Genomic DNA, 24,789 nt, shown 5'->3' on the forward strand with positions numbered 1-24,789 from the left:
CCCCCGCCCCCCCCCCCCCCCCCCCCCCCCCCCCCCCCCCCCCCCCCCCCCCCCCCCCCCGCCCGTCCCCGGGTCCGGGAGGGGGCCGGGCGCGCCCGCCCGCGAGCGGCGAGCCAGACTCGGCGGCATGAGCGCACCGGCCGCGGACACGACGACGCGCACCGACGACGGCCGGGCGGTGGCGGCCGAGCTCCGCCGCGCCGGGATCGGCGACGTCGACGACTCGGGGCTGGCCCGCGCCCTCTACTCCTCCGACGCGTCGCTGTACCGCGTCCTGCCCCGGGCCGTCGTCCGGCCGCGCCACCCCGACGAGATCGTGGCCGCCCTGGAGGTGTGCCGCTCCCTCCGCGTGCCGCTGACCGCCCGCGGGGCGGGGACGTCGATCGCCGGCAACGCCGTGGGTGCCGGCGTGGTGATCGACACCAGCCGGCACCTGTCCCGCGTGCACGAGGTCGACCCGGAGGCACGCACGGCGACGGTGGACCCCGGCGTCGTCCAGTCCGCGCTGCAGACCGCCGCCCGCCCGCACGGGCTGCGCTTCGGCCCGGACCCGAGCACGCACAACCGCTGCACGATCGGCGGGATGATCGGCAACAACGCCTGCGGCTCCCGCGCCCTGGGCTACGGCCGGACGTCGGACAACGTCGTGGGCCTCGACGTCGTCACCGGCACCGGCGCGCGCCTGCGGCTCGGCCCGGGCACCGAGCCCGCGCCGGGGGTGCTCGCCGACCTGCACCGGCTCATCGCCGGCGACCTGGCCACGGTGCGGACCGAGCTCGGCACCTTCGGCCGGCAGGTCTCGGGCTACTCGCTGGAGCACCTGCTGCCCGAGCGCGGCTTCGACGTCGCCCGCGCCCTGGTCGGCAGCGAGGGCACGCTGGCCGTCGTCCTCGGCGCGACGGTGCGGCTGGTCACCGACGCCCCGGTCCGCGGCCTGGTGGTGCTCGGCTACCCGAGCATGGCCGACGCCGCCGACGCCACCCCCGGCCTCCTGCCCCACGAGCCCACCGCCGTGGAGGGGCTCGACCAGCGGATCGTGCAGCGGCTGCGCGACGTCCCCGCCGCGGTCGTCCCCGACCTGCCGCGCGGTGACGGGTGGCTGATCGTGGAGCTGACCGGCGACACCGAGGCGGAGGTGCAGGCAAAGGCCCGGGGCGTGCTGGCCGACGCCGGCGCGGTCGACTCGATGGTGGTCACCGACCCGGCGCACGCCGCGGCGATCTGGCGGATCCGCGAGGACGGCGCGGGGCTGGCCAACCGGACCTCCGACGGGCGCCCGGCGCACGCCGGCTGGGAGGACGCCGCCGTCCCGGTCGAGCGGCTGGGCGCCTACCTGCGCGGCTTCGAGGCGCTGCTCGACGGCCACGGTCTGCAGGGCGTCCCCTACGGGCACTTCGGCGACGGCTGCGTGCACGTCCGCATCGACTTCCCGTTCGGGGAGGGCGACGACCGCGGCCGGTCGGCCTACCGCTCCTTCGTCGAGGACGCCGCCCGGCTCGTCGCCGGCTACGGCGGCTCGCTCTCCGGCGAGCACGGCGACGGGCGGGCGCGCAGCGAGCTGCTGCCGCACATGTACTCCCCCGCCGCGCTGGGCCTCTTCGCCCGGGTCAAGGCCGTCTTCGACCCGGACGACGTGCTGAACCCCGGCGTCCTGGTGCGCCCGGCGCCGCTCGACGAGGACATCCGCATCGCCGCCGCCCCGCCCCTGCGGAAGGGTCTCGCGCTGGCCTACCGGCACGACGGCGGCGACTTCTCCGCCGCGGTGCACCGCTGCACCGGCGTGGGCAAGTGCCGGGCGGACCTCCAGGCCTCCGGCGGCGTCATGTGCCCGTCGTGGCCGGCCACGCGGGAGGAGAAGGACTCCACCCGGGGCCGCGCCCGGGTGCTGCAGGAGATGCTCGCGCCCGGGGGCCCGGTGCAGGACTGGCGGTCGCCGGAGGTGCACGAGGCGCTGGACCTGTGCCTGTCCTGCAAGGGGTGCTCGTCGGACTGCCCGACCGGCGTGGACATGGCCAGCTACAAGGCCGAGGTCCTGCACCAGTCCTACCGCCGCCGGCTGCGGCCGCGCTCGCACTACACCCTGGGCCGGCTGCCGTTCTGGTCCGACCTCGTGGCCCGGGCCCCCCGCCTGGTGAACGCGATGCTCGGCTCCGCGCTGGTGGGCCCGCTGGCCAAGTGGAGCGCGGGGATCGACCAGCGCCGCCCGGTGCCGGCGTTCGCCGCGCGCACCTTCCGGCAGCAGTGGGCCGGGCGGACCGCGGCCGGCGACGGGCCGCGGGTCGCCCTGTGGGTGGACTCGTTCACCGACCACTTCGCCCCGGAGGTCGCCGAGGCCGCGGTCCGGGTGCTCGAGTCGGCCGGCTACCGGGTCGAGGTGCCCGGCGCCGACACCTGCTGCGGGCTCACCTGGATCACCACGGGGCAGCTCGACGCCGCCCGCCGCATCCTGGGGCAGACCGTGCGCACCCTCGCCCCGCTCGCCGCCGCCGGCGTGCCGGTCGTCGGCATCGAGCCCTCGTGCACCGCCGTGCTGCGCGGCGAGGCGCTGGAGCTCGTCGGCGGGGCGGAGGCCGAGCAGGTGGCCGCGGCGACCCGCACGCTGGCCGAGCTGCTCCGCGACACCCCCGGCTGGACGCCGCCGTCGCTGGACGGCCTGGAGATCGTCGCCCAGCCGCACTGCCACCACACCTCGGTGCTGGGCTGGTCGGCCGACGCCCGGCTGCTGGAGCACGCGGGCGCCCGGGTCACCCGGCTGGGCGGCTGCTGCGGGCTCGCCGGCAACTGGGGGGTCGAGCGCGGGCACCACGACGTCTCCGTCGCCGTCGCCGAGCAGCAGCTGCTGCCGGCCGTGCGCGACCTGCCCGAGGACGCCGTCGTCCTGGCCGACGGCTTCTCCTGCCGCACCCAGCTCGACCAGCTCGCCGGCCGGCGCGGCCGGCACCTCGCCGAGCTGCTGGCGGAGCGGCTGGCCTGAGAGCGGGTCTGCGACGATGCCGGACGTGGAGCTCGAGGAGACCCTGCTGCCCGGCGTCGGCGTCCGCTACCAGATGAGGACCCGGTCGGGGCAGCTGATCGGCATCGTCGTCCAGCGGGAGGGCGGCGCGGAGATCGCGGTGTTCGACCGGCGCGATCCCGACCAGGCGCGGGAGACGATCCGCCTGGACCCGGAGGAGGTCGACGCCGTCGCCGAGGTGCTGGGTGCCCCCCGGCTGACTCAGCGGTTCGCCGACCTCTCCCGCGAGGTGCCCGGGCTGGAGTCCGGGCGGATCACCGTCCGCCCCGGGTCACCGTTCGCGGGCCGCACCCTGGGCGACACCCGCGCGCGCACGCTGACCGGCTGCTCGGTGGTCGCCATCGTCCGCGGCGCCGATGTCGTCCCCTCCCCCTCGCCCGCGGACCGGCTCTCCGCCGGCGACGTGCTCGTGGCCATCGGCTCGGCGGCCGGGCTGGAGCAGCTGGACCGGCGGCTCGCGGGTCACGAGTAGAGCGGCGGTGGACCACGTCGCCGCCCTGCTCCTCGAGCTGGGGCTGCTCTTCCTCGGCCTCTCCGCGCTCGGGCTGCTGGCCCGGCGGCTGGGCCTCTCCCCCATCCCGTTCATCCTGCTGGCGGCGCTGGCCCTCGGCGAGGGCGGCGTGGTGCCGATGGACAACGCCGCGCCGTTCCTGGAGGCCGCCGCGGAGATCGGCGTCGTCCTCCTGCTGCTGACCCTGGGCCTGGAGTTCTCCGCCACCGAGCTGTTCGCGTCCTTCCGCCGGCACGCGCCGTCGGGGCTGGTGGACCTCGTGCTGAACGGCCCGCCCGGGTTCGTCGCCGGGCTGCTCCTGGGGCTGCCGTGGCAGGGGGCGCTGGCGCTGGGCGGGGTCACCTACATCTCGTCGTCGGGGATCATCGCGCGGCTGCTCGGCGACCTCGGGCGGCTGACCAACCGGGAGACCCCGGCGGTGCTCTCGGTGCTGGTGCTCGAGGACCTCGCCATGGCGCTGTTCCTGCCGCTGCTGGTGGTCGCCCTTGCCGGCCAGGGCCCGATGTCGGCCGTCGCCGGCGTCGGGCTGGCGGTGGGCGCGGTGCTGCTGGTGCTGCTGGCCGCCCAGCGGCACGGGCACCGGCTGGGCCGGCTGCTCTCGCACGACGACGACGAGCAGGTGATGCTCCGGCTGATCGGGCTCACCCTGCTGGTCGCCGGGGCCGCCCAGGCGATGGGCGCCTCCGCGGCGGTCGGCGCGTTCCTCGTCGGGCTGGCGCTGCCGGCGACCTTCGCCGAGCGCGCCCGCGCGATCCTCGGCCCGCTGCGCGACCTGTTCGCCGCCACCTTCTTCGTCGCCTTCGGCCTGGCCACCGACCCGGGGGCCATCGTCCCGGTGCTCCCCGCGGCGCTCGCGCTGGCCGCCGTCACCACCGCGACGAAGATCGGCACCGGGTGGTTCGCTGCGAAGCGGGACGGCGTCGCCGTCCCGGGCCGGCTCCGCGCCGGGACCGCGCTCGTGGCCCGCGGCGAGTTCTCCATCGTGATCGCCGGGCTGGCCGTCGCGGCCGGGATCCCGGCCGTCGGCCCCGTGGCCACCGGTTACGTGCTGGTGCTGGCGGTGACCGGGCCGGTGCTCACCCGCTTCGTCGAGCCGCTCTCCGCCCGCCTGGTGCGCGCCCCGTCACCCGCCTGAGCGGTCACGCCGCGGCGTCCGCCCGCCGGGCGCGGGCCGCGTCCAGGACGTACGGGGTGAGGACCTCGGCGATGCGCGCGTAGCCGGCGGAGGAGGGGTGGAAGCGGTCGGCGGAGAAGAGCGCCGGGTCGGCCGAGAAGGCGCGCGCCACCTCGGCGGCCACCGGGGCCACCGTGGCGCCGCCGCCGGCGGCGACGTGCGACTGCCGCTGCTGGAGCACCGCGCAGGCGCCCCGGACCAGCGCCCGCAGGGCGGGCGGTACGAAGGGGACCATCGACATGTCCGGCGCCGGGACGACCACGACGTCGGTGCCGGCGGTCCGGAGCGCGGTCACCGCGGCCGAGAGCGCTGCCGCCGCCTGCTCGGCGGGGACGAAGCGGGCGAGGTCGTTGGCGCCGATGACCACGACGGCGAGGTCGGCCGAGAGCGGGAGGGCTCGGCGCACCTGGTCGGCGAGCCCGGCCGAGACCGCCCCGGGGACGGCGAGCACGTGCAGGTCGACGTCGAACCCGTCGTCGGTCAGCGCGCGGGTCAGCCGCGGGCCGAGGGCGTCGGCGGGACGGGCGGCACCCGTGCCGAAGGCGAGGGAGTCACCGAGGACGAGCAGTCGGAGAGCGGAGCGGTCCACGTCAGGCGGAACGACGCGGACCGCCCCGGTATGCCGCTGCGACGGCTCAGCGCCCGCGCCACACCGGCGGGCGGCGTTCGGCGAAGGCGGTGGAGCCCTCCCGCGCGTCCTCGGAGCCGAACACCGGCCGGACGACCTGCTCCTGCCGTTCCCACGCCTCCTCCGCCGGCCAGGTGGGCGCCTCGAGCACGACCCGCTTGGTCGCGGCGACCGCGAGCGGGCCGTTCGCGGCGATGACCTCGGCGAGGGCGACGGCCGCCTCGACCGCCGTTCCATCCTCGACCACCCGGTTGACCAGCCCGACCGCCGCCGCGCGCTCGGCGTCCACCGGCTCCCCGGTCAGCAGCAGCTCCAGTGCGACGGCGCGCGGCACCCGCTGCGGGAGGAGCAGCGCGGCCCCGCCGGCGGCGACGAGCGAGCGCTTCACCTCGGGCACCCCGAACCGGGCGCCGCGGCCGGCCACCACGAGGTCGCAGGCGAGCACCAGCTCGAAGCCCCCGGCCAGGGCCCAGCCCTCGACGGCGGCGACGAGCGGCTTGCGCGGCGGCGTGCGGGTGATGCCGCACAGGCCCCGGCCCTCGATCGCGGGGCTCTCGCCGCGGAGGAAGGCCTTGAGGTCCATCCCGGAGGAGAAGGTCCCGCCCGCCCCGGTGAGCACCCCGGCCCGCAGGTCGGCGTCGGAGTCGAGCTCGTCGACCGCGGCCGCGACCGCCCGGGCGACGTCGCCGTCGAGGGCGTTGCGCGCCTCCGGACGGTTGATGGTGATGACCTGCACCGCGCCGCGGCGCTCGACGAGGACGGACTGCTCGGGCACGGGACCTCCGGGAACGGTGCGGGTGCGGCACGGGGCCGGGCCGCCGGTCAGGCAGCCCGGCCCGTCGTGAGGGTGGAACGGCCCCTGGTGAGGGGCTGCAGCGAGGTCCTTCTAGGCCTTCGGGCCGCCGGCGGCGTAGACGACCTGGCCGGAGACGAAGCCGGCGCCCTCGCTCACGAAGAACGAGACCAGGTGCGCGATGTCCTCGGGCTTGCCGGTGCGGGCCACCGGGATCTGCGAGGCGGCGCCCTTGATGAAGTCCTCGAACGGGATGCCCATGCGCTCGGCCGTGGCCTTGGTCATCTCGGTCTCGATGAAGCCAGGGGCGATGGCGTTGGCGGTGACGCCGAACTTGCCCAGCTCGATCGCGAGCGTCTTGGTGAAGCCCTGCAGGCCGGCCTTGGCCGTGGAGTAGTTGGCCTGGCCGCGGTTGCCCAGCGCCGAGGTGCTGGACAGGTTCACGATCCGACCCCACTTCTGGTCGATCATGTGCTTCTGCGCCGCGCGGGTCATGAGGAAGGCACCCCGCAGGTGCACGTTCATGACGATGTCCCAGTCGGAGTCGGACATCTTGAACAGCATGTTGTCGCGGAGGACGCCGGCGTTGTTGACCAGGACGGTCGGCGCGCCCAGCTCGGTGGCGATGCGCTCGACGGCGGCCTCCACCTGCGCGGAGTCGCTCACATCGGCTCCGACGGCCAGCGCGCGGCCGCCGGCGGCCTCGATCGCCTCGACGGTGCCCTTGGCCGAGCCCTCGTCCAGGTCCAGGACGGCGACGGCGAAGCCGTCGGCCGCCAGCCGCTGGGCGGTCGCCGCGCCGATGCCACGGGCCGCGCCGGTCACGATGGCCACGCGGGATGCCGTGGTGCCTGCCTCGGTCATGTCGTTCCCTTCGTCTCGGATGCCTGCGGTCACCGGGGCGGACGGCCCCGGTGCGCGGCGAGCTGCGCCCGACACGTTACGGCCGCCGGTTGCGGCCGCCGTCACATGGTCCGACCCGGCCCGCGGCGGAGCGTGCCGGACGACGTCCACCCGGTCGAAGCCCTCGTCCACCGACGGCGGCACGAACCGGGCCCGGGTGGCGTGCAGGCCCACCAGCGGCACGCGGGCCCGGCCGGTGCGGGCGGCGTTGCGGGCCAGGCAGACCTCCGCGGGAGTGTCCAGCCACACGGCGCGCACCGGAACCCCCGCCTCCCGGGCGAGGGCGACGAGCGGCGCACGGTCCTCCGGCGCGGGGTGGGTGTTGTCGACGACGACGCTGCGCCCGGCGGCGAGCAGCTCGGCGACGACCCGCTGCTGGCGGGCCTCGCGACGCCGGGCGTTGGGCCAGTGGTCCTTGCTGACCACGACGTGGGTGCCGGCCAGGTGCGCCCCCACCCAGGTGCTCTTCCCGCTCCCCTGCAGGCCGACCAGGACGACCAGCTCCTGCGCGGTCAGGACCGCCCCGCCGGGGTCGGCGTCTCCTCGTGCTCCGCGTCGGCCGCCCCCGACCGGCGGGAGGGGTGGTGGTGCAGGCGCCGCATCGACGCGAGCGCGGCGTGGCGGTCGGCCATCCGCCGCCGGGCGCGCGTGGTCCGCGGGGCGCGCGGCTCCTCGCGCAGCAGCGCGTCCAGCCAGTGCCCCCGCGGGTCGACGTCCACCATGAGGGCCTTGACCAGGAGGGTCAGCGGGATGGCGAGCAGCGCGCCCAGGGCGCCGAGGACCCAGCCCCAGAAGAGGAGCGCCACGAACGTCACCGTCATGGACAGGCCCACCGAGTCGCCGACGAAGCGCGGCTGGATGAGGGTCTGCACCACGAAGTTCAGCAGCGAGTAGACGACCAGGATCGCGACGAAGTCGCCCCAGCCGCCGGCGAGCAGCCCCAGCACGGCGGGCGGCGCCACCCCGAGCAGGAACCCGATGTTGGGCACGTAGTTGGTGATGAACGCCAGGAGCCCCCACAGCGGCGCGGCAGGCACGTCGAGCAGCGCGAGGGCGATGGTGTCGCCCACCGCGACGATCGCCCCGAACACCGTGCTCACCAGCAGGTAGCTGCGGGTGCCGCGGGTGAACAGGCCCAGGGCCACCGGCAGGTGCGGGCGCTCGGCACCGATGAGCGCCAGCCGCCGGCCGAAGCCGCTGCTCTCGATGGCCATGAACACCAGCGCCGAGAGCAGGAGCACCAGTGTGGTCGCCGCGTCGGTGAGCCGGCTCAGCAGGTCGGTGGCCAGCCCGACCAGGGAGCCGTAGTCGATCTGCTCGACGAGGTCCGAGAGCTGACCGGAGACGATCCCCCGGCTGTTCAGGTCGGTGACGACGTCGTTGATCAGGATCTGGGCCCGGTCGGCGTAGTCGGGCAGCAGCGCGGCGAACTGGGCCACCGAGACCACCAGCAGGGCGACGAAGGCGAGCAGCACCGCCCACACGAGCAGGAGCAGCACCGTCGTCGCCAGCCAGCGGGGCGTGCCGATGCGGCGCAGCCACCGCTGCACGGGGGTGAGCGCGACGACGACGACCAGGGCGAGGAAGACCGGCGCGACGAGCCAGGCGACCGCCTGCAGCCCGGCGACGGCGATCGTGGCGGCGGCCGCGCCGCCCACCAGCAGCAGCCAGCGCGGCAGGCCCGGCTCGGGGGCCGGCAGCGGCACGACCGGCTCCACCCCGGCGGGCTGCGGGGCGCTCTGCTCCGCCGGCGGGACCAGCTCGCCGGTCGCCGGCTGCCCGGGACTTGCTGCCACGCCCGCCTCCCCCTCCGTCGCACGCGGCCGCACCGGTTCCGCCGAGCCCGTCAGCCGCGGGCGTCGAGCAGCGCGGTCATGGCCGGCAGGTCGAAGAACGCCGCGGTCTCCCGGGCGCTCGGTCCGCCCGCGTCGGGATCGGCGCCGGCGGCGAGCAACGCCTCGACCGTCTCGGCCGACTGCTTGAACACCGCCGCGGCCAGGGCCGTCTGCCCCCTGTCGTTGGCCCGCCCGTGGTCGGCGCCGCGCGCCAGCAGGGCCGCCACCGTGTCGCCGTGCCCGTGGTAGGCCGCGAGGATCAGCAGGGTGTCGCCCTTGTCGTTGGTGAGGTTCGCCGGCACGCCCGCGTCGAGGTAGGCGACGAGCTCGCCGGTGTGCCCGCCGCGGGCGAGGTCGAAGACCCGCCCGGCGAGCTCGATGACTCCGGGGTCGATCGGCTGGCCGCTCACCCGACCCAGCGTAGGCACCTCGGCGGTGACCGGGCCCGCACCCCCGTCGGCCGGCAGGTCAGAGCGCGAGCTTGTAGCCCGCGTGCGAGTGGACGAAGCCGAGCCGCGCGTAGAACCGGTGCGCGTGGGGCCGGGCCAGGTCGCTGGTCAGCTGCACCAGCGCGCACCCCTGCCGGCCGGCCTCGGCGACCGCCCAGGTCAGCAGCGCCGCGCCGAGGCCTCCGCCGCGCCGGTCGGAGCGGATCCGCACGCCCTCGATCTGCCCGCGCAGCGCGCCCCCGCGGGAGAGCCCCGGCACGAGCGAGAGCTGCAGCGTGCCGACGACGTCCGCCCCGTCGACGGCGGCCGCCAGCAGGTGCGCCGGGTCCTCCTCGATGCGCCGGAACGCCGCCCGGTAGGGCGCCGGGTCGGCGGCCCGCTCGCGCCGACGGCCGAGCGGGTCGTCGGCCAGGAGCGCGACGAGGGCCGGGAGGTCGTCGGCGGTCGCCGCGCGCACCCGCACCTCCGTTCCGGGCAGCGCCCCCCAGGCGGGCGGGGTCACCGGCGGGCGACGCGGTCGGTGAGGGCCAGCACGTGCTCCCACGCGTCCCGGCAGGCGTCGGCCCACTCGCCGTGCGAACGGTCGAAGAACGAGTGCGGCGCTCGGTCGTAGACGGCGAGGTCCACCTCCGCCCCGGCCGCCCGGAGCCGCTCGGCCAGCTCCCGCTGCTCCTCCAGCGGCGTCACGGTGTCGGCGCCCGCGACCAGCATGACCGTGGGCAGGTGCGCCCGGTCGGCGGCGCCCCCCACCAGCGCCGGGCGCCCGTAGAAGCCCGCGCAGCCGGCCAGGTCCAGGTCGCCGCCGGCCAGCCGCCACGCGTGGCTGCCGCCGAAGCAGAAGCCGACCGTGACCACCGGCAGCTCCGCGCCGGCCCGGTCGCGGAGGTGGGCGATCGCGGCGGTGACGTCGGCGTCGATCCCCTCGGGCGTGGTGCGCGGGATGTGCGCCTGCCAGTCGAACCCCTCGGGCCGGACGCCGTCGGCGCACACCCCGGCGGTCCGCCCGAACCAGTCGATCGCCACGGCGGCCAACCCGGCTTCGGCGAACCGCTCGGCCAGGGCGACGTAGTAGGGGTGCAGCCCGCGGATGTCGGGGAGGACGACCACCCCCGCGCGCGCGGTCCCCTCGGGCAGCGCGGTGGCGGCCGTGAAGGAGGCGCCGTCGGCCGCGGTGAGCGTGGTCGTGCTGCGCTCGCGCACCGGGCCGGTGCGCGGAGGGGCCGGCGGTCGGCTGTCGTGGTCGTGGCACATCGTCGTCCTCCCGGTCAGGCGTCGGCGTCGCCGGCGGCGGTCTCCACCCGGCCGCCGAGGACCGAGGCCGCCACCTCGCGGCGGACCACGACGAGCCAGTCGTGCTGCCGGTCCGCCTGGTGGATCAGCCGCTCGAACAGCTCGACGTCGACGCGTCGGTCCACCTCGCCCAGGGCGCGCAGCGTCTCGAACCCTGCGCGCTTCGCCACCACCGCGGTGGCGATGAACTCCCACTCGACGAGGTCGCTGAGCGGCGAGCGGGTGAAGAGCCGCCCGTTGAGCTTGAACCGGCCGAGCTTCTCGGCCGCCCATGTCACGGCCTGCTTGTACTCGCGCACCGGCACCCCCAGCGCACGCATCGTCGTCAGCAGCGCGGCACGCTCCTCGCGGAGCTCGTCGAGCAGCTCCGCGAGCGCGTCGTCGTGCGGCCCGCCGCGGTGGTGGCCGAGCATGCGGGTGACGAGCTCGACGCCGCCGGTGGCCGCGGCGAGGTGGTCGTTGCAGTAGACGGTCAGCAGGTCGGGGTTGCGGGCGCCACCGGGGGCACGCGACTCGGGCACCAGGCCTCCAGGGGCGGGAACGGCGACGGGGCCCCAGTCTTCCCTCCGTACGGCACAGCCCGCTCGGCGTGTGCCCCGGTCAGCCGCGGAGCAGGACCGCGACCCCGACGCAGCCGGCGGCCCACAGCCCGCTGGCCAGGGTGCCCACGATGAACCGCTCGGCCGCCGCCGGCGCGCGCAGCTCCGAGAACCGGCCCAGCCCCTTGACGGCGAGGACGACGGCGAGCCCCTCGGGCCAGCCGACGAGGAGGGTGGCGGCGATCGCCCCCCGCTCCAGCACGCCGATCCAGGCCCCGCCCCGGAGGATCTCGGGATCCTGCGGCCCGCCCGACACCCCGGCGGCGGCGGGGTCGGCGGCGTGCAGCACCGCCGTCGCCACCGGACCGCCACCGGTGACCGCGGCGAGCGCCGCGAGCGCCGCGCCGGCCTGCGCCGCGCCCGCCCCGCCCGTGGCCGGCCAGGCGAACGCGGCGGCGACCGCGAGCGCGCCCACCAGGGCGATCGCGCCGGTGGCGACGGAGGCCCGCTCGCCGCGGAGGGCCAGGGCCAGCCCGGTCACGCAGACCAGGGCGAGGAGCACGAGGACCGCGACGGTCATCCGGCCGCCCTCTCCAGGAGCCGGGCCGCCGTCGGCCGCAGCTCGCGCTCGAGGTCCCAGGACGCGGCGCTCAGGCGCTGGCCCACGGCCTGCCGGGTGATCCCCAGCGCCTCGGCCGCCTCGGCCTGGGTCCGCCCGCTCTCGACCAGCTCGATCGCCTCCCACGCCTGCCGGCTGCGGCGCCCCACCAGGACCGCCAGCGCACCGAGCACCGCCTGCGCATCGGCGGCGTCGGAGGCTACCGCCCCGCGCACCGCCAGGCGCACCGACCGCTGCTTGGCCGCGTCGACGGCACGCCGGGCGCACAGGAAGGCCGGCCCCGCCGCGGCCCGGGTGCTGGGAGGCAGCGGGTGCTGGACGGCCCCGGCGCCGATGCCGATGCTCCACCCGCCCAGCCGGACCAGCCGCAGGGCGACGTCGACCGCCGTCTCCGGCTCACCCAGGACACCCTGGAACTCGTCCCCCGCCGTCCGCTCGAAGGCCAGCACCGCGCCGACGCCGGCGTTGAGCTCGGCCAGCACGTCGGCGACACGGTCGGGCCCGCGCCGGCTGCCTCGCTGGTCGACGGTCAGGACGTACACCATCGCGAAAGACTCACACCTTTCACCTCCGCGTGCAAGTCTCAGAGCTTGTCGGCCACCTCGGCGGGGAAGCCGCCGGTCGCGATCGGGCCCCACGCGGTCACGGTCACCCGGACCAGCGCCTTCCCCTGCCGCTGCATGGCCGCGCGGTACTCCGCCCAGTCGGGGTGCTCCCCGCTGATGGACCGGTAGTACTCGACCAGGGGCTCGAGGGCCTCCGGCAGCTCGAGCACCTCGGCCTCCCCGTCGAGCTGCACCCACGGACCGTCCCACTCGTCGGAGAGCACGCACAGCGAGACCGCGGGGTCGCGCCGGGCGTTGGTCACCTTCGCCCGCTGGGGGTAGGTGGAGACGACCACCCGCCCCTCGGCGTCCACCCCGCAGGTGACCGGGGAGAGCTGGACGCCCCCCTCGCGACGTCGGGTGAGCAGCACCGCCCGGTGCCGTGGGCGGAGGAACTCCAGCAGGGACTCCCGGTCGACCCGGTCGGCGGTCGCGATCTTCGGCATGCCGCGCACGCTACGACGCGGGTGTGATGATCGTTTCCTGCCCGGTCGGTCGCGCACATCTGTGTTGAGATCGGTGCATGAGGATCCGCTTGCCCGGTCGCACCGACCCGCCGCCGGACGGGACCCCCGACGACGTCGAGCCCGACCAGCCGACGCCGGAGGCCGGTGTCCAGCCGGCCACGCACGCCCCCGCCCCCACCCGTGAGCGCGGGGAACGCCTGCACCGGGCGAGCCGGGCCGTGGCCGTCGCCTCGGCCGAGCTGCTGCTGATCGTCGGCGGTGTGTACGTCCTCGGCTGGGTCGTCGGACAACTCTGGGTCGTCCTGCTGCCGGTCGTGCTGGGCCTGCTGTTCACCACCGTGCTGTGGCCGCCCACCCGCTTCCTGCGCAACCACGGCTGGCCGGCGGCCCTGGCCGCCCTCACCGTCCTGCTCACCTTCCTCGCCGCCTTCGGCGGGATCATCGCGCTGATCGCGCCCCCCGTCGTCCGGCAGGTCGAGGAGCTCGCCGACGGCGTCAGCGTGGGCCTCCAGCAGCTGCAGGAGTGGCTGACCGGCCCGCCGTTCAACCTCGGCCAGGAGCAGATCGGCACCGCCGTCGACCAGGCGATCGACTCGATCCAGGGCAACGCGCAGAACATCGCCTCCTACGCCGTCACCGGGGCCACCGCGATCGGCGGGATCCTGATCAACCTGGTGCTGGCGCTGGTGCTGACCTTCTTCTTCCTCAAGGACGGCCCCCGCTGGGTGCCGTGGCTCGCCGCGCAGACCGGCCCCCCGGCCGCCCCGCACGTCGCCGCCCTCTCCTACAAGACCTGGTCGACGCTGTCGGAGTTCATCCGGCAGCAGGCCCTGGTGGGGTTCTTCGACGCCTTCTTCATCGCCCTCGGGCTCTGGATCCTCGGCGTCCCGCTGGTCCTGCCCCTGGCGGTGCTGACCTTCTTCGGCGCCTTCGTCCCGATCATCGGTGCCTTCGTCGCCGGCGGTTTCGCGGTGCTGATCGCCCTCGTCGACAGCGGCCTCACCACGGCCCTGATCGTGCTCGGCATCGTGATCCTCGTGCAGCAGATCGAGGGCAACATCCTGCAGCCGATCCTGCAGGGCCGGGGGCTGAACCTGCACGCCGCCGTGGTCATCCTGGCCGTGACCGCGGGCGCCAGCCTGGCCGGCATCGTCGGCGCCTTCCTCGCGGTCCCGGTCACCGCGCTCATCGCCGTCGCCTACCGCTACGCGCGTGACCAGCTCGACGGGAAGTCGCCGGAGATCCTCCCCAACGGCACGCGGGCGCAGATCGTCCCCGACGAGGTCGGCGCCCACCTGACCCGCGAGCCGGTCGCCGAGCCCGCGGGCCAGGACGCCGACGGGCGCGAGGGCCGGCAGGAGACGGCGAACCGCTGAACAGGCCGGCCGGGCGCACCCCACCGGGAATGCGGCGGTGCGCCCGGCGGCTCTACCGGGCGAGGTGTGACCCGCCGTCACGCCGCACGACCCCCACAGGAGGTGCCCCGTGGCCCAGCGACCGGACGACCTGGTCGAGCTGCTCCCGGCGGCGGAGCCGTTCCTCGCCCGCGAAGCGGCGGTCGGCGACGCGGCCGAGCGGCAGGGGCTCGTGCTGGTGCACGACCTGGCCGGCGACTTCGACGCCGCCTCCGCCGGCACGCTCGCCGGCGCCCACCTGCTGGCCGGCCTCCCGCACGAGGTGATCGCCCGCTTCGACGTCGACAGCCTCGTCGACTACCGGGCCCGCCGGCCACGCATGACCTTCAACGCCGACCGCTACGAAGCCTTCACCGCGCCGGAGATCCTGCTGTACGCCGTCGAGGACGACGCCGGCGCGCCGTTCCTGCTGCTGCACGGCGCCGAGCCCGACTACGCCTGGGAGCGTTTCGTCGCCGCGGTCGGCGGGCTGGTCGAGCGGCTCGGCGTCACCTCCGTCGCCGCGCTGCAGGCGATCCCGATGCCGGTCCCCCACACGCGGCCGGTCACCGTCACCGCCCACGCCACGCGCCGGCAGCTGATCGAGTCCTACCCGGTCTACTGGGGCGAGCTGCGCATCCCGGGCAGCGTCTCGGCGCTGCTGGAGCTGCGCATGGGCGAGGCCGGGGTGGACGCCTTCGGGGTGGCCGCCCACGTGCCCCACTACCTGGCGCAGGCCACCTACCCCGCCGCGTCGCTCGCGCTGCTCGAGAACCTGGAGCAGCTCACCGGCCTGCGGCTGCCCACCGAGGCGCTGCGCGAGGCCGCCGAGCTGCACCGCACCGAGGTCGACGCGCAGATCGCGCGGTCGGCCGACAACGTCGCCGTCGTCGCGGCCCTCGAGCAGCAGTACGACTCCTTCACCGCCGCCCGCGAGGGCACCGACCTGCTCGGCAGCACCGGCGAGGTGCCCAGCGCCGAGGAGATCGGCGCCGAGTTCGAGCGGTTCCTCGCCGACCAGGACCGCCGCCGGGAGTGAGCCCCCTCGTCGCCGGCCCAGCGACCCCGCGCGCCCCGGGCCGGGATCAGGTTCCCTGATCGTGGCGTGTCCTCCCTCGCGGTGTGCGGTGAGGGTGGACGCGCTGCGGTGAGGGAGGACGCCGCCGGCCGGACCTGCTCGGCCGGCCCGCGGCGCACCTGGCCGCGGGGTCGGGACCGGCGGACGACGCACGGCGGGCCGCGACCGGTGATCCGGTCGCGGCCCGCCGCGGTGGTGCTGGTGTCGCCCGAGGATCAGCCGGCGACGACGACCCGCTCGTTGGGCACGCAGTGCGTCATGACCAGGCCGGTCACGTCGCGCGGGCCGTTCTTGCCGAGGTTGGCGGCGCGCTGCTGCTCCTCCTCGGTGAGCGTCTGGGTCTGCAGCGGCGGCAGGCCCCGGACGTCGTCGGCGGTGATGCCGAGCGCGTCACCGACGCGCTGCCCCCACTCGTCCTCGCACATGAAGAAGTGCCAGACCATCCGCTCCTGGATCTCGCGGCGGCACTGCTGGAGGGCGCCGACCAGGTTGGTGACCAGGTCGTCCTTCTCCCATTGCTCGCTGAGCAGGTAGCGCTCGCCGGCCTGCTTGTAGTCGTTGGTCCGCGGGATCCGCTTGCGGGTGAGCCGGCCGTTGATGACCGGGCCCTGCTCGTCGTGCGTGGGGTAGGTCGCCTCGCGCAGCCCGCCGGTGATCGACGGCTCGTAGTTGACGTGCGGGTTGGCGCCCACGTTGTCGCGGCCGTAGGACATCGGGCCGCCCTGCTGGTTGGTGTTCACCGGCACCTTGGGGCGGTTCACCGGCAGCTGCAGGTAGTTCGGCCCCACGCGGTAGCGCTGGGTGTCGGAGTAGGAGAACGTCCGGCCGACCAGCATCTTGTCGTCGGAGAAGTCCAGCCCGTCGACCAGCACGCCGGTGCCGAAGGCGATCTGCTCGTTCTCCGCGAAGAAGTCCTCGGGCATCCGGTTCAGGGTCATCGTCCCGACCTTGCGGAGCGGGAAGACCTCCTCCGGCCACACCTTGGTGTCGTCCAGCGGGTCGAAGTCGAGCTCGGGGTGCTCGTCGTCGCTCATGAGCTGCACGTGCAGCTCCCACGACGGGAAGTCGCCGGCGGCGATCGAGTCGTAGAGGTCCTTGGTGTGCGCACCGAGGGTCTGCGCCTGGACGGCGGCACCGTCCGCGGCGGTGTAGGACTTCACGCCCTGCTTGGGCAGCCAGTGGTACTTGACCAGGACGGTCTCACCCTGGGCGTTGACCCACTTGTAGGTGTTCACGCCGAAGCCCTGCATGTGCCGGTAGGACGCCGGCAGCCCACGCGGGCTGAAGACCAGCGAGACCATGTGCATGGCCTCGGGGGTCTGGCTGAAGAAGTCGAACGCGCGCTCGGCGACGTTGGCCTCGAAGGTGACCGGGTCCGGCTTCTGCGAGTGGATGAAGTCGGGGAACTTGATGGCGTCCCGGATGAAGAAGACGCCCAGGTTGTTGCCGACGAGGTCCCAGTTGCCCTCCTCGGTGTAGAACTTCACGGCGAAGCCGCGCGGGTCGCGGGCCATCTCCGAGGAGTCGCGGCCACCGGCCACGGTCGAGAAGCGCAGCGCGACGTCGGTGCGCTTGCCCTTCTCCTGGAACAGCTTCGCGCGGGTGTACGTCGCGATCGGCTCGTCGCCGACGGTGCCGTCGGCCTCGAAGTAGCCGTAGGCGGTCACGCCGCGGGCGTGCACCACGCGCTCCGGGATCCGCTCCCGGTCGAAGTGGCTGATCTTCTCGAGGAACTGGTAGTTCTCCAGCGTGGCGGGGCCCCGGGCGCCCACCGTCCGCTGGTTCTGGTTGTCGTAGACCGGGTGGCCCTGACGGTTGGTCAGGACCGGCTTGTCGGCCTGGCTGGGCGCCGTGCCCTGCGATGCGACGTCGGTCATGCTCTCGTTCCTCCTCGGATTCCGTGCTCTTCGAGCCGCTCGGGTTCGGCGGCGTCCGCGACCCTGCGGCCGCGGTCCTGGCAGGTCCGGCACAGGCCCCAGAACACGACCTCGGCCTCGTCGACGACGAAGCCGGCCGTGTCCGACGGGGCCAGGCAGGGGGCTGCGCCCACGGTGCAGTCGACGTCAGCGACCGCGCCGCACGAGCGGCAGACCAGGTGGTGGTGGTTGTCGCCGACCCGCAGCTCGAACAACGCGGGCGCACCCGCGGGCTCGATCCGGCGGGCGATCCCCGCGGCGACCAACGCCTTGAGCACGCCGTAGACGGCCTGCGGGGACAGCGACGGGTGCAGCACGCGGGCGCCGGTCACGATCGTCTCGGCGTCCGCGTGCGGACGGTCGCCCAGCACGCTCAGCACCGACAGGCGGGGACGCGTCACGCGCAGCCCTGCCTCTCGCAGCTGGTGCGCCCAGGTCGTCTCCATCGGGACCCATCCAACGCCCTTTTCTTGAGTCAGTCAAGAAAAGGGCGTCCACTGTGGGTGACGACGGCCGGGCCTCGCCGCCCCGACGATCAGCCTCCCTGATCATCGAGCGTCCTCCCTCACCGTGCACCACGAGGGAGGACACCGCGCGATCAGGTCACCTGATCATCGCGCGGACGGGGGCGTGGTGGTCAGGCGAAGACGATGGTGCGGTCGCCCTCGACGATGACCCGGTCCTCCACGTGCCACGTCACCGCCTGGGCCAGCACCTGCCGCTCGACGTAGCGCCCGACCCGCCGCATGTCCTCCACCGTGGCGCGGTGGTCGACGCGGGCGACCTCCTGCTCGATGATCGGCCCGGCGTCCAGCTCGGCGGTCACGTAGTGCGCGGTGGCGCCGATCAGCTTCACCCCGCGGTCGTGTGCGGCCTGGTACGGGTTCGCGCCCACGAACGCCGGCAGGAAGCTGTGGTGGATGTTGATCAGCCGCTCGGGGAACCGCGCGCAGAACTCCGGCGAGACGATCTGCATGTAGCGCGCCAGCACCACCAGGTCGACGTCGCCCACGATCTCCAGCGCCCGCGTCTCGGCCTCGGCCTTGGCGCCCGGCGTGACCGGCACGTGGTGGAAGGGGATGCCGGCCGCGGCCGCCACCGGCTCCAGGTCGGGGTGGTTGCTGACCACCGCGGTGATGTCGGCCCGCAGGTCACCGGCGCGGACCCGGTAGATCAGCTCCTGCAGCACGTGGTCGGTGCGGCTGACGAAGACGGCGACGGTCGGGCGGTGCGCGGCCTCGACCAGCCGCCAGGTGAGCCGCCAGGCGCGGGTGAGCTCGCCCAGCCGCTCCTCGAGCTCGGCGCGCCGGCCGGCGAGGTCGGCCAGCACGAACTCCAGCCGCAGGGTGAAGATGCCGCCGCTGGGGTCGGAGGAGTGCTGCTGGGACTCGGTGATGTTCGCGCCGACGTCGGCCATCAGACCGCTGAGCGCCGCGACGATCCCCGGACGGTCGGGGCAGCGGACGACGAGCCGTCCCAGGTCGGCGGTGCGGGGATCGAGCTGACCAGCGGCGGACATGGCCGGAATCGTCCCAGAGCCGGGCCGGCGCCCCCGGAGAGGGGCGGCCGCTCACACCCCGGGAAGGGATGCGCGCACGGCGCCGGCGACGTCGAACAGGTCGCCGTACTCCTCGACGCGGGCCAGCACCTGGTCGGTGGTGAAGCGCAGCTCGGCCGGGTCGAGGGAGCCGTCGCGGACGGCGTCGACCTCGTCCCAGCCGATGGGCGTCGAGACCGTCGCCCCCGCCCGCGCCCGCAGCGAGTACGGCGCCACCGTCGTCTTGGCCGGGTTGTTCTGGCTCCAGTCGATGAGGACCTTCCCCGGGCGCAGCGCTTTCTCCATCCGCCAGACGACGTGGTCGGGCGTCTCGGCCGACAACTCCTGCGCCAGCTTCTTCGCGTACCGGCTGGGGTGCTCCCGGTCATCGGGCGTCTCGATCGGCGCGTACACCTGCATGCCCTTGGAGCCCGACGTCTTCACCACCGGATCGAGCCCGTCGGCCTCCAGCCGCTCCCCCAGGCGCTCGGCGACGAGGCAGCACTCGTACAGGCCGGTCTCGGGCCCCGGGTCCAGGTCGAGCACCAGCAGGTCGGGCAGCTGGGCCACCCCGTCGTCGTCGACCCGCCACTGCGGCACGTGGACCTCCAGCGCCGCCAGGTTCGCCGCCCAGGCCAGGTCCGGGACGTCGGCCAGCAGGACCATGTCGAGCGTCTCGCGCCCCCGCGAGCTGCCCGGGCTCGGCAGCGTCACCCGGCGCACCCAGTCCGGGGCGTGCCGGGCGCTGTTCTTCTCGAAGAACGCAGGCCCCTCCACGCCGTCGGGCCACCGGGTGAAGGTCACCGGGCGACCGGCCACGTGCGGCAGCAGCACCGGCGCGATCCGCACGTAGTAGTCGATGACCTGCGCCTTGGTGAAGCCGACCTCGGGGAAGAGCACCTTCTCCAGGTTCGACACCGCGAGCCGCCGGCCGCCGATCTCGACGAGCTGCTTGGCGGGGCTCATGGTTCGCTCCCGCGGGACGCTCCGCTCACGGTGCTCACGACTCCCGCACCACGTCATCGGGCTCGAGGTCGTCCCGGACGCCGCGCCAGATCGGGTGCCGCAGCCGGCCCTCCGCCGTCCACACCGCGTAGGCCACCTCGCCCACGAGGTCGGGCTCCACCCAGTGCGCGTCGCGGGTGACCTCGCGGGGCAGGTGGCCGTCGAAGGGCGGGGTGCGCCGCCGGGTGAGCAGCCGCTGCAGGTCGCGCAGGTCCTGGTCGCCGAAGCCGGTGCCCACGTGCCCGACGTACACCAGCCGGCCGTCCTCGTCCGGCACGCCGACGAGCAGCGAGCCGATGGTGCCCGCGCGCCGTCCCTGCCCGGGCCGCCACCCGCCCACGACGACCGACTGGGTCAGGAAGTTCTTGATCTTGCGCCAGTCGGGGCTGCGGACCCCCTCGCGGTACGGGGAGCGCAGCCGCTTGGCGACGACGCCCTCCAGGCCGTTCTCCTCGCTCGCCGCCAGCACCTCCGCGCCCTGACCCGGGAACCAGGGCGTCAGCACCCAGCGGCCACCGGCCGGGGCCAGCTCGTCGAGGAGCTCCCGGCGCTCGGCGTAGGGGTGCGAGCGCAGGTCGGTGCCGTCGAGGGCGAGCAGGTCGAAGACCAGGTAGCTCACCGGCGCCGCCGTCGCCAGGCGCGGCACCTCCGGCCCGGTGCGGTGCATGCGGCTCTGCAGCGCGCCGAAGTCCGGCCGCCCCCGGGCGTCCATCAGCACGACCTCACCGTCGACGACGGCGTCGCGAGCGGCCAGCGTCTCCGGGAGCCGCGCCACCTCGGGGTAGCGGACGGTGATGTCGCCGCCCTTGCGCGAGGCGAGCGTCAGCCGCCCGTCGCGCACCCCGGCGACCGCCCGGACGCCGTCCCACTTGAACTCGAAGCCCCACCCGTCGTCCTCGGCGGGCATCTCCCCGGGGACGGCGAGCATCGGCAGCGGGAGGTCGGCCGGCTCGGGCGCCGCCACCTCAGGCGCTGCGGCGGGCCCGCTTGGCCGGTGGCTTGTCGCCGCCGGCGGCCCGCGCGGTCGTCTTCTTCGCCGGGGTGGCCGCCGCCTTCCGGGGGGCGGCCTTCTTCGCGGCGGCCTTCTTCGCCGGCGCCTTCTCCCCCGTGTCGTCCGCCGCCTTCCGCGGCGCGGCCTTCCGCGCGGACGTCGCCTTCTTCGCCGGCTCGGCGGGGGCGTCGTCCGCCGAGCCGCCCCGGGCCCGCTCGACGCTGCGGCGCAGGGCGCTCATCAGGTCGACGACGGCGGCACCGTCGTCCGGGGCCTCGGCCGCCGGCTGGGCCACCTCGCCGCCGCTCTGCTTCGCCTCCAGCAGGGCGGTCATCGCCTCGCGGTAGTCGTCGGTGAACTGCGTCGGGTCGAACTCGGTGGTCATCGAGCCGATGAGCGCCTCGGCCATCGTCAGCTCCTGCGGCCGCACCGAGATGTCCTCGTCGAGGAAGGCGAAGTCGGGGCGCCGGATCTCGTCCGGCCACCGCATCGTGTGCAGCACCAGGACGCCGTCGCGCACGCGCAGGGCCGCCAGCGACTCGCGCTGCCGCAGCGCGATCTTCGTGATCGCCACCTGGCCGGCGTTCTCCAGCGCGTCGCGCAGCAGCACGTAGGGGCGGGCCGCGGGGCCGTCGGGCTCCAGGTAGTAGGTCTTCTCGAACATGATCGGGTCGATCTCGCCCTGGTCGACGAACTCCAGGACCTCGATCTCCCGGCGGGTGCTGAGCGGCAGCTCCTCGAAGTCCTCGTCGGTGAGGATCACCACCTCGCCGCTGGGCAGCTCGTAGCCCTTGGCGATGTCGGAGTACTCCAGCTCCTCGCCGTCTACCGAGCACACCCGCCGGTACTTCACGCGGCCGCCGTCGGCGGCGTGCACCTGGTGGAAGCGGATGTCCTTGTCCTCGGTGGCCGAGTACAGCTTCACGCCGATGCTGACCAGGCCGAACGACACGGCGCCGCGCCAGATCGATCGCATGCCGACCCTCCCTCGCGCCCGTTCCGATGGGCGGTCCCGGACCCGCAGCCGGGTCAAGATCGCAGGATAGGTCCGCGGCGCCCTCCGCGGCAGCGCGAACGCCGCGCCGGGTCCCCCCGACGGAGGACCGCGGACCTCTCACACCTGCTCGGCCGCCCCGTCGTCCGCCGGCGCGAGCGCCCCGTTCTGGATCGAGTCGTAGACGAACTGCAGGACGTCGGAGCCGGCGACCGTCGTCATGGTCAGCGCGGCCAGCCGGGTGGCCCGGGGCGCGGTCACGTACCCGAAGACGAACGCCGTCCCCACCCACTGGGCCAGGCAGAAGGGGCAGGTCAGCAGCTCGCCGACGGCGTGCTTGACGCCGCCGTGCTCCCGCACCTCCTCGGCCACCTCGGCGTGCCCGGACGTCCCCTCGTAGCGCACGAACGGTGCCCGCAGCGGGCTGGTGACCGGGTCCTTGGCGATGCGGCGGGCCAGCCGGAACGTGGCGATGGTCAGCAGCGCGACGTCGCCCGGCGGGATGCGGTCGGGCAGCTGCTTGCCGGCGGCCCGCACCGCCGCGGCGCCGCCGGCCACCAGGCTCGCGTAGACGCCCATGGCCCCCAGGTCCCCGGCCAGCGGCCGGGGCTCGCCCTGGGTGTACTCGCGCTTCTGGGTGCGTGCCCACCGGCGGAGGGGTGCTCCGACCCGCTGGACCTCGTCTGCGATCGCCATGGCCCCCCGCTACCCGGCGGGCGCACGACCATGCCGCCCGCACGGAGGCAGTGCCAGGACCCACACCGGCGCATGGCGGCCGGGCACCCGGGTAGGGCGGGAGTCCGACGCCGGTCCCCCGACCGGCGCGGCGTCCCCGTGCGACGCCGGCGAGAACCACGCGCGCACCCCGCGCAGAGACGGAGGCACCGCATGACGCAGCCCGAGGGCCAGACCGCGCGCGACGTCTTCCCCGAGGACGACGGCATCCCCGAGGTGGCGCAGGACGACTCCCCCACGCAGGCGTGGAAGGAGGATCCCCAGTTCGCGCCGCTGCCCGGCGAGCGGCCCACCGCCACCACCGACTTCGGCACCACCGCCCGGGAGCAGTCCGAGGGCGAGTCGCTCACCGGCCGGCTGGAGCGGGAGCTGCCCGACGACGCGCTCGACGTCCGGCCGGCGGAGGACCCGTCGCGGGCGGAGGCCCAGCTGGAGCAGGACACCTCGACCACCCCCGAGAGCGACTCCGGCACCAACCGCACGGCCGACGACGTGGAGGCCACCGCGGACCTCCCCGTGGGGGGTGAGGGTCCCGAGGAGTCCGCCGTCCACGTCATAGACGGCTGAGCCCCTCCCCCCACGCACCACCGACCCACCCCCCGTGGCCCCGACCGGGTGCCCGCCGGGGGGGTGGGTTGGCGCGCGCCCGGCAGGTTGTCTACGTTGGGTCAGCGGTTCAGCAGGCAGCCGCAACGTGCCGGGCCCGGTGGCCCGGTGCGCGACACGTTCGACCACCGCGAGCCGGGGGCCCGGGCCCCCGGAGACGCGGAGCGGTAGATTGTCCGGGCGGCCCGTCGTCCGGGTCCGCCGAGAGGAGCCACTGTCCGTGACCACTTCCGACCTGCCCGCCGAGGGGCAGCCCGACGTGTCGACCGAGGGCACCGAGGCACCCTTCGACGACGTGATCACGCTGTCGACCTCCACCGACGAGGACGGCGCTGTCACGGTCACGGTCGTCGGCGAGGTGGACACCTTCACCGCTCCGGTCCTCCGTTCGACCCTCGACAGCCAGCTCGAGCAGCAGCCGCGTGAGCTGGTGATCGACCTGTCCGGCGTCCAGTTCCTGGGCTCGGCCGGTCTCGCCGTCCTGGTCGAGACGCAGAAGTCGGCCCGCAGCCGCGAGGTCGCCCTGCGCCTCATCGCCACCACGCGCGCCGTCACCCGGCCGCTCGAGGTGACCGGCCTGATCGATCTCTTCACGATTGCCGACGCCCGCTAGCGACGCCTCGTCCCGAGCACGACGAAGGCCCCCCGGTCCGCCGGGGGGCCTTCGTCGTGCTCATGCGGTGAGCAGACGGCAGACGGCCTGCTCGAGCACCTTCTGGGTGTCCCGGTCGGCCTCCGCCTCGTCCGCCTCCCCCAGCGCCTCGGCGACCGTCTCGCCGTGCTCGAACCGGTCGACGACGCGGGGGTCGACGTAGCTGGCCTTGCAGACCGCCGGCGTGTTGCCCAGCTGCTCGCTGACCCGCTTGTACGCGGCGCTGACCAGCTTCTTCCGGGCGGTCCTCGACGCCGGCGGGGGCGCCTCGGCGAGCGCGGCCGCCATGAGCACGGTCGCCGTCCACGTGCGGAAGTCCTTGGCCGAGATCTCGGCGCCGCTGATCTCCTTGAGGTAGGCGTTGATCTCCGCGCTCGTGACGTCGCGCCACTCGCCGTCCTCGGTCTGGTAGGCGAGCAGGTCCTCGCCCGCGTCGGCGGGGCGCTCGAGCAGCTGGCGGACGACGGTGGCGGTCGGCCGGTCGGTGATCTCCACCTCGCGCTCGATGCCGCCCTTGGCGACGTAGGAGTAGAAGGTCCGCTCGCCGCGCACCGAGACGTGGGAGCGCTTGAGCGTGGCCAGGCCATAGGTGCCGTTCTCCTCCTCGTACTGCTCGCTGCCCACGCGGAACGCACCGAGGTCGAGCAGCCGGATGGCGGTGGCCAGCACCCGCTCCCGGCTGAGACCGCGGCTGCGCAGGCCCGCGCGCACGGCGTCGCGCACATCGGGCAGCTGGCGGGCGATCTCGAGCACGCGCTCGTGCTTCTCGGCGTCCCGGCGGGCGCGCCACTCGTCGTGGTAGCGGTACTGCCGCCGTCCCGCGGCGTCCAGCCCCGTCGCCTGGATGTGCCCGTTGGGCCACGGGCAGATCCAGACGTCCTTCCAGGCGGGCGGGACGGCGAGCGACCGGATGCGGTCCAGCCGCTCGTCGTCCCGGATCAGGGTGCCGTCGGTGTCGTAGTACGCGAAGCCGCGCCCGGCCCTGCGGCGTCGGAAGCCGGGGCCGTGCACGTCGCTGCGCCGCAGTCTCACGGACCGTCCATGGGCACCGGAGG

At 75.1% G+C, this 24,789-nt stretch carries 26 protein-coding genes; 7 read left to right on the forward strand and 19 right to left on the reverse strand.

Annotation, left to right across the window (positions count from 1 at the left end):
- The first annotated feature begins 127 nt into the window (after positions 1–127).
- From ACI792_RS09620 to ACI792_RS09630, 3 genes are read left to right on the forward strand one after another with little or no spacing between them, the layout of a single operon-like run.
- Entirely contained in the window at positions 128–2,974 is a 2,847-nt protein-coding gene (locus tag ACI792_RS09620) for an FAD-binding and (Fe-S)-binding domain-containing protein (RefSeq protein ID WP_456602403.1), read from the forward strand.
- A 25-nt stretch (positions 2,975–2,999) separates the two neighbouring features.
- A complete protein-coding gene (locus tag ACI792_RS09625) occupies positions 3,000–3,485 on the forward strand; it encodes a cation:proton antiporter regulatory subunit (protein ID WP_456602404.1) in 486 nt (161 codons plus the stop codon).
- 7 nt (positions 3,486–3,492) lie between these two features.
- On the forward strand, positions 3,493–4,659 hold the full coding sequence (locus ACI792_RS09630; protein ID WP_456581158.1) for a cation:proton antiporter: 1,167 nt from the start codon (positions 3,493–3,495) through the stop codon (positions 4,657–4,659).
- A gap of 4 nt (positions 4,660–4,663) precedes the next feature.
- Here the strand turns inward: ACI792_RS09630 and ACI792_RS09635 are convergent, their stop codons facing one another.
- The 11 genes from ACI792_RS09635 to ACI792_RS09685 form a co-directional block, all read right to left on the reverse strand.
- On the reverse strand, positions 4,664–5,287 hold the full coding sequence (locus ACI792_RS09635) for an SGNH/GDSL hydrolase family protein (RefSeq protein ID WP_456602405.1): 624 nt from the start codon (positions 5,285–5,287) through the stop codon (positions 4,664–4,666).
- Positions 5,288–5,333: 46 nt separating this feature from the next.
- Positions 5,334–6,101 carry a crotonase/enoyl-CoA hydratase family protein gene (locus ACI792_RS09640; protein ID WP_456581156.1) on the reverse strand — a complete coding sequence of 256 codons (768 nt, stop codon included), beginning with the start codon at positions 6,099–6,101 and terminating at the stop codon, positions 5,334–5,336.
- Between the two features lie 111 nt (positions 6,102–6,212).
- A complete protein-coding gene (gene fabG / locus ACI792_RS09645) occupies positions 6,213–7,538 on the reverse strand; it encodes a 3-oxoacyl-ACP reductase FabG (protein WP_456602543.1) in 1,326 nt (441 codons plus the stop codon).
- On the reverse strand, positions 7,535–8,818 hold the full coding sequence (locus tag ACI792_RS09650; RefSeq protein WP_456602406.1) for an AI-2E family transporter: 1,284 nt from the start codon (positions 8,816–8,818) through the stop codon (positions 7,535–7,537). Before ACI792_RS09650 ends, fabG begins: the two co-directional genes overlap by 4 nt.
- A gap of 50 nt (positions 8,819–8,868) precedes the next feature.
- The gene (locus ACI792_RS09655; RefSeq protein WP_456581154.1) at positions 8,869–9,267 is read right to left on the reverse strand and encodes an ankyrin repeat domain-containing protein; all 399 of its coding nucleotides are present in this window, start codon (positions 9,265–9,267) and stop codon (positions 8,869–8,871) included.
- Between the two features lie 58 nt (positions 9,268–9,325).
- The gene (locus ACI792_RS09660) at positions 9,326–9,763 is read right to left on the reverse strand and encodes a GNAT family N-acetyltransferase (RefSeq protein ID WP_456602407.1); all 438 of its coding nucleotides are present in this window, start codon (positions 9,761–9,763) and stop codon (positions 9,326–9,328) included.
- Between the two features lie 41 nt (positions 9,764–9,804).
- Positions 9,805–10,557, reverse strand: coding sequence for a dienelactone hydrolase family protein (locus ACI792_RS09665; RefSeq protein ID WP_456602408.1), 753 nt, complete (start codon positions 10,555–10,557; stop codon positions 9,805–9,807).
- A 14-nt stretch (positions 10,558–10,571) separates the two neighbouring features.
- Entirely contained in the window at positions 10,572–11,117 is a 546-nt protein-coding gene (locus ACI792_RS09670; protein ID WP_456602409.1) for a hypothetical protein, read from the reverse strand.
- Positions 11,118–11,196: 79 nt separating this feature from the next.
- Positions 11,197–11,715, reverse strand: a complete 519-nt coding sequence (locus tag ACI792_RS09675) for a hypothetical protein (RefSeq protein WP_456602410.1) — start codon at positions 11,713–11,715, stop codon at positions 11,197–11,199.
- The gene (locus tag ACI792_RS09680) at positions 11,712–12,299 is read right to left on the reverse strand and encodes a hypothetical protein (RefSeq protein WP_456602411.1); all 588 of its coding nucleotides are present in this window, start codon (positions 12,297–12,299) and stop codon (positions 11,712–11,714) included. Before ACI792_RS09680 ends, ACI792_RS09675 begins: the two co-directional genes overlap by 4 nt.
- Positions 12,300–12,337: 38 nt before the next feature.
- A complete protein-coding gene (locus tag ACI792_RS09685; RefSeq protein ID WP_456581148.1) occupies positions 12,338–12,805 on the reverse strand; it encodes a PPOX class F420-dependent oxidoreductase in 468 nt (155 codons plus the stop codon).
- Between the two features lie 89 nt (positions 12,806–12,894).
- On the opposite strand from ACI792_RS09685, the gene ACI792_RS09690 reads away from it, so the two are divergent.
- Complete coding sequence (locus tag ACI792_RS09690; RefSeq protein WP_456602412.1) at positions 12,895–14,202, forward strand: AI-2E family transporter; 1,308 nt, start codon at positions 12,895–12,897, stop codon at positions 14,200–14,202.
- A gap of 109 nt (positions 14,203–14,311) precedes the next feature.
- Positions 14,312–15,259 (forward strand): proteasome assembly chaperone family protein, encoded by a 948-nt coding sequence (locus ACI792_RS09695; protein WP_456602413.1) that lies wholly within the window; start codon positions 14,312–14,314, stop codon positions 15,257–15,259.
- 254 nt (positions 15,260–15,513) lie between these two features.
- Here ACI792_RS09695 and ACI792_RS09700 read toward each other — a convergent pair whose 3' ends face one another.
- From ACI792_RS09700 to ACI792_RS09730, 7 genes are all read right to left on the reverse strand, one after another.
- Complete coding sequence (locus tag ACI792_RS09700) at positions 15,514–17,175, reverse strand: catalase (protein ID WP_456602414.1); 1,662 nt, start codon at positions 17,173–17,175, stop codon at positions 15,514–15,516.
- On the reverse strand, positions 17,172–17,660 hold the full coding sequence (locus ACI792_RS09705) for a Fur family transcriptional regulator (protein ID WP_456602415.1): 489 nt from the start codon (positions 17,658–17,660) through the stop codon (positions 17,172–17,174). Before ACI792_RS09705 ends, ACI792_RS09700 begins: the two co-directional genes overlap by 4 nt.
- A 191-nt stretch (positions 17,661–17,851) precedes the next feature.
- A complete protein-coding gene (gene purU, locus ACI792_RS09710) occupies positions 17,852–18,733 on the reverse strand; it encodes a formyltetrahydrofolate deformylase (protein WP_456581143.1) in 882 nt (293 codons plus the stop codon).
- A gap of 51 nt (positions 18,734–18,784) precedes the next feature.
- Complete coding sequence (gene ligD, locus ACI792_RS09715; RefSeq protein ID WP_456602416.1) at positions 18,785–19,717, reverse strand: non-homologous end-joining DNA ligase; 933 nt, start codon at positions 19,715–19,717, stop codon at positions 18,785–18,787.
- A gap of 34 nt (positions 19,718–19,751) precedes the next feature.
- Entirely contained in the window at positions 19,752–20,720 is a 969-nt protein-coding gene (ligD, locus tag ACI792_RS09720) for a non-homologous end-joining DNA ligase (protein ID WP_456602417.1), read from the reverse strand.
- A gap of 1 nt (position 20,721) precedes the next feature.
- Positions 20,722–21,723, reverse strand: a complete 1,002-nt coding sequence (gene ku, locus ACI792_RS09725) for a non-homologous end joining protein Ku (protein WP_456602418.1) — start codon at positions 21,721–21,723, stop codon at positions 20,722–20,724.
- Between the two features lie 138 nt (positions 21,724–21,861).
- On the reverse strand, positions 21,862–22,437 hold the full coding sequence (locus ACI792_RS09730; RefSeq protein WP_456602419.1) for a DUF1360 domain-containing protein: 576 nt from the start codon (positions 22,435–22,437) through the stop codon (positions 21,862–21,864).
- A 192-nt stretch (positions 22,438–22,629) separates the two neighbouring features.
- On the opposite strand from ACI792_RS09730, the gene ACI792_RS09735 reads away from it, so the two are divergent.
- Entirely contained in the window at positions 22,630–23,043 is a 414-nt protein-coding gene (locus ACI792_RS09735; protein ID WP_456581138.1) for a hypothetical protein, read from the forward strand.
- Positions 23,044–23,302: 259 nt separating this feature from the next.
- Entirely contained in the window at positions 23,303–23,695 is a 393-nt protein-coding gene (locus ACI792_RS09740) for an STAS domain-containing protein (RefSeq protein ID WP_091933845.1), read from the forward strand.
- 60 nt (positions 23,696–23,755) lie between these two features.
- Here the strand turns inward: ACI792_RS09740 and ACI792_RS09745 are convergent, their stop codons facing one another.
- Entirely contained in the window at positions 23,756–24,766 is a 1,011-nt protein-coding gene (locus ACI792_RS09745; RefSeq protein WP_456602420.1) for a DNA topoisomerase IB, read from the reverse strand.
- Between the last annotated feature and the right edge of the window lie 23 nt (positions 24,767–24,789).

The organism is Blastococcus sp. SYSU DS0669 (assembly GCF_054050895.1).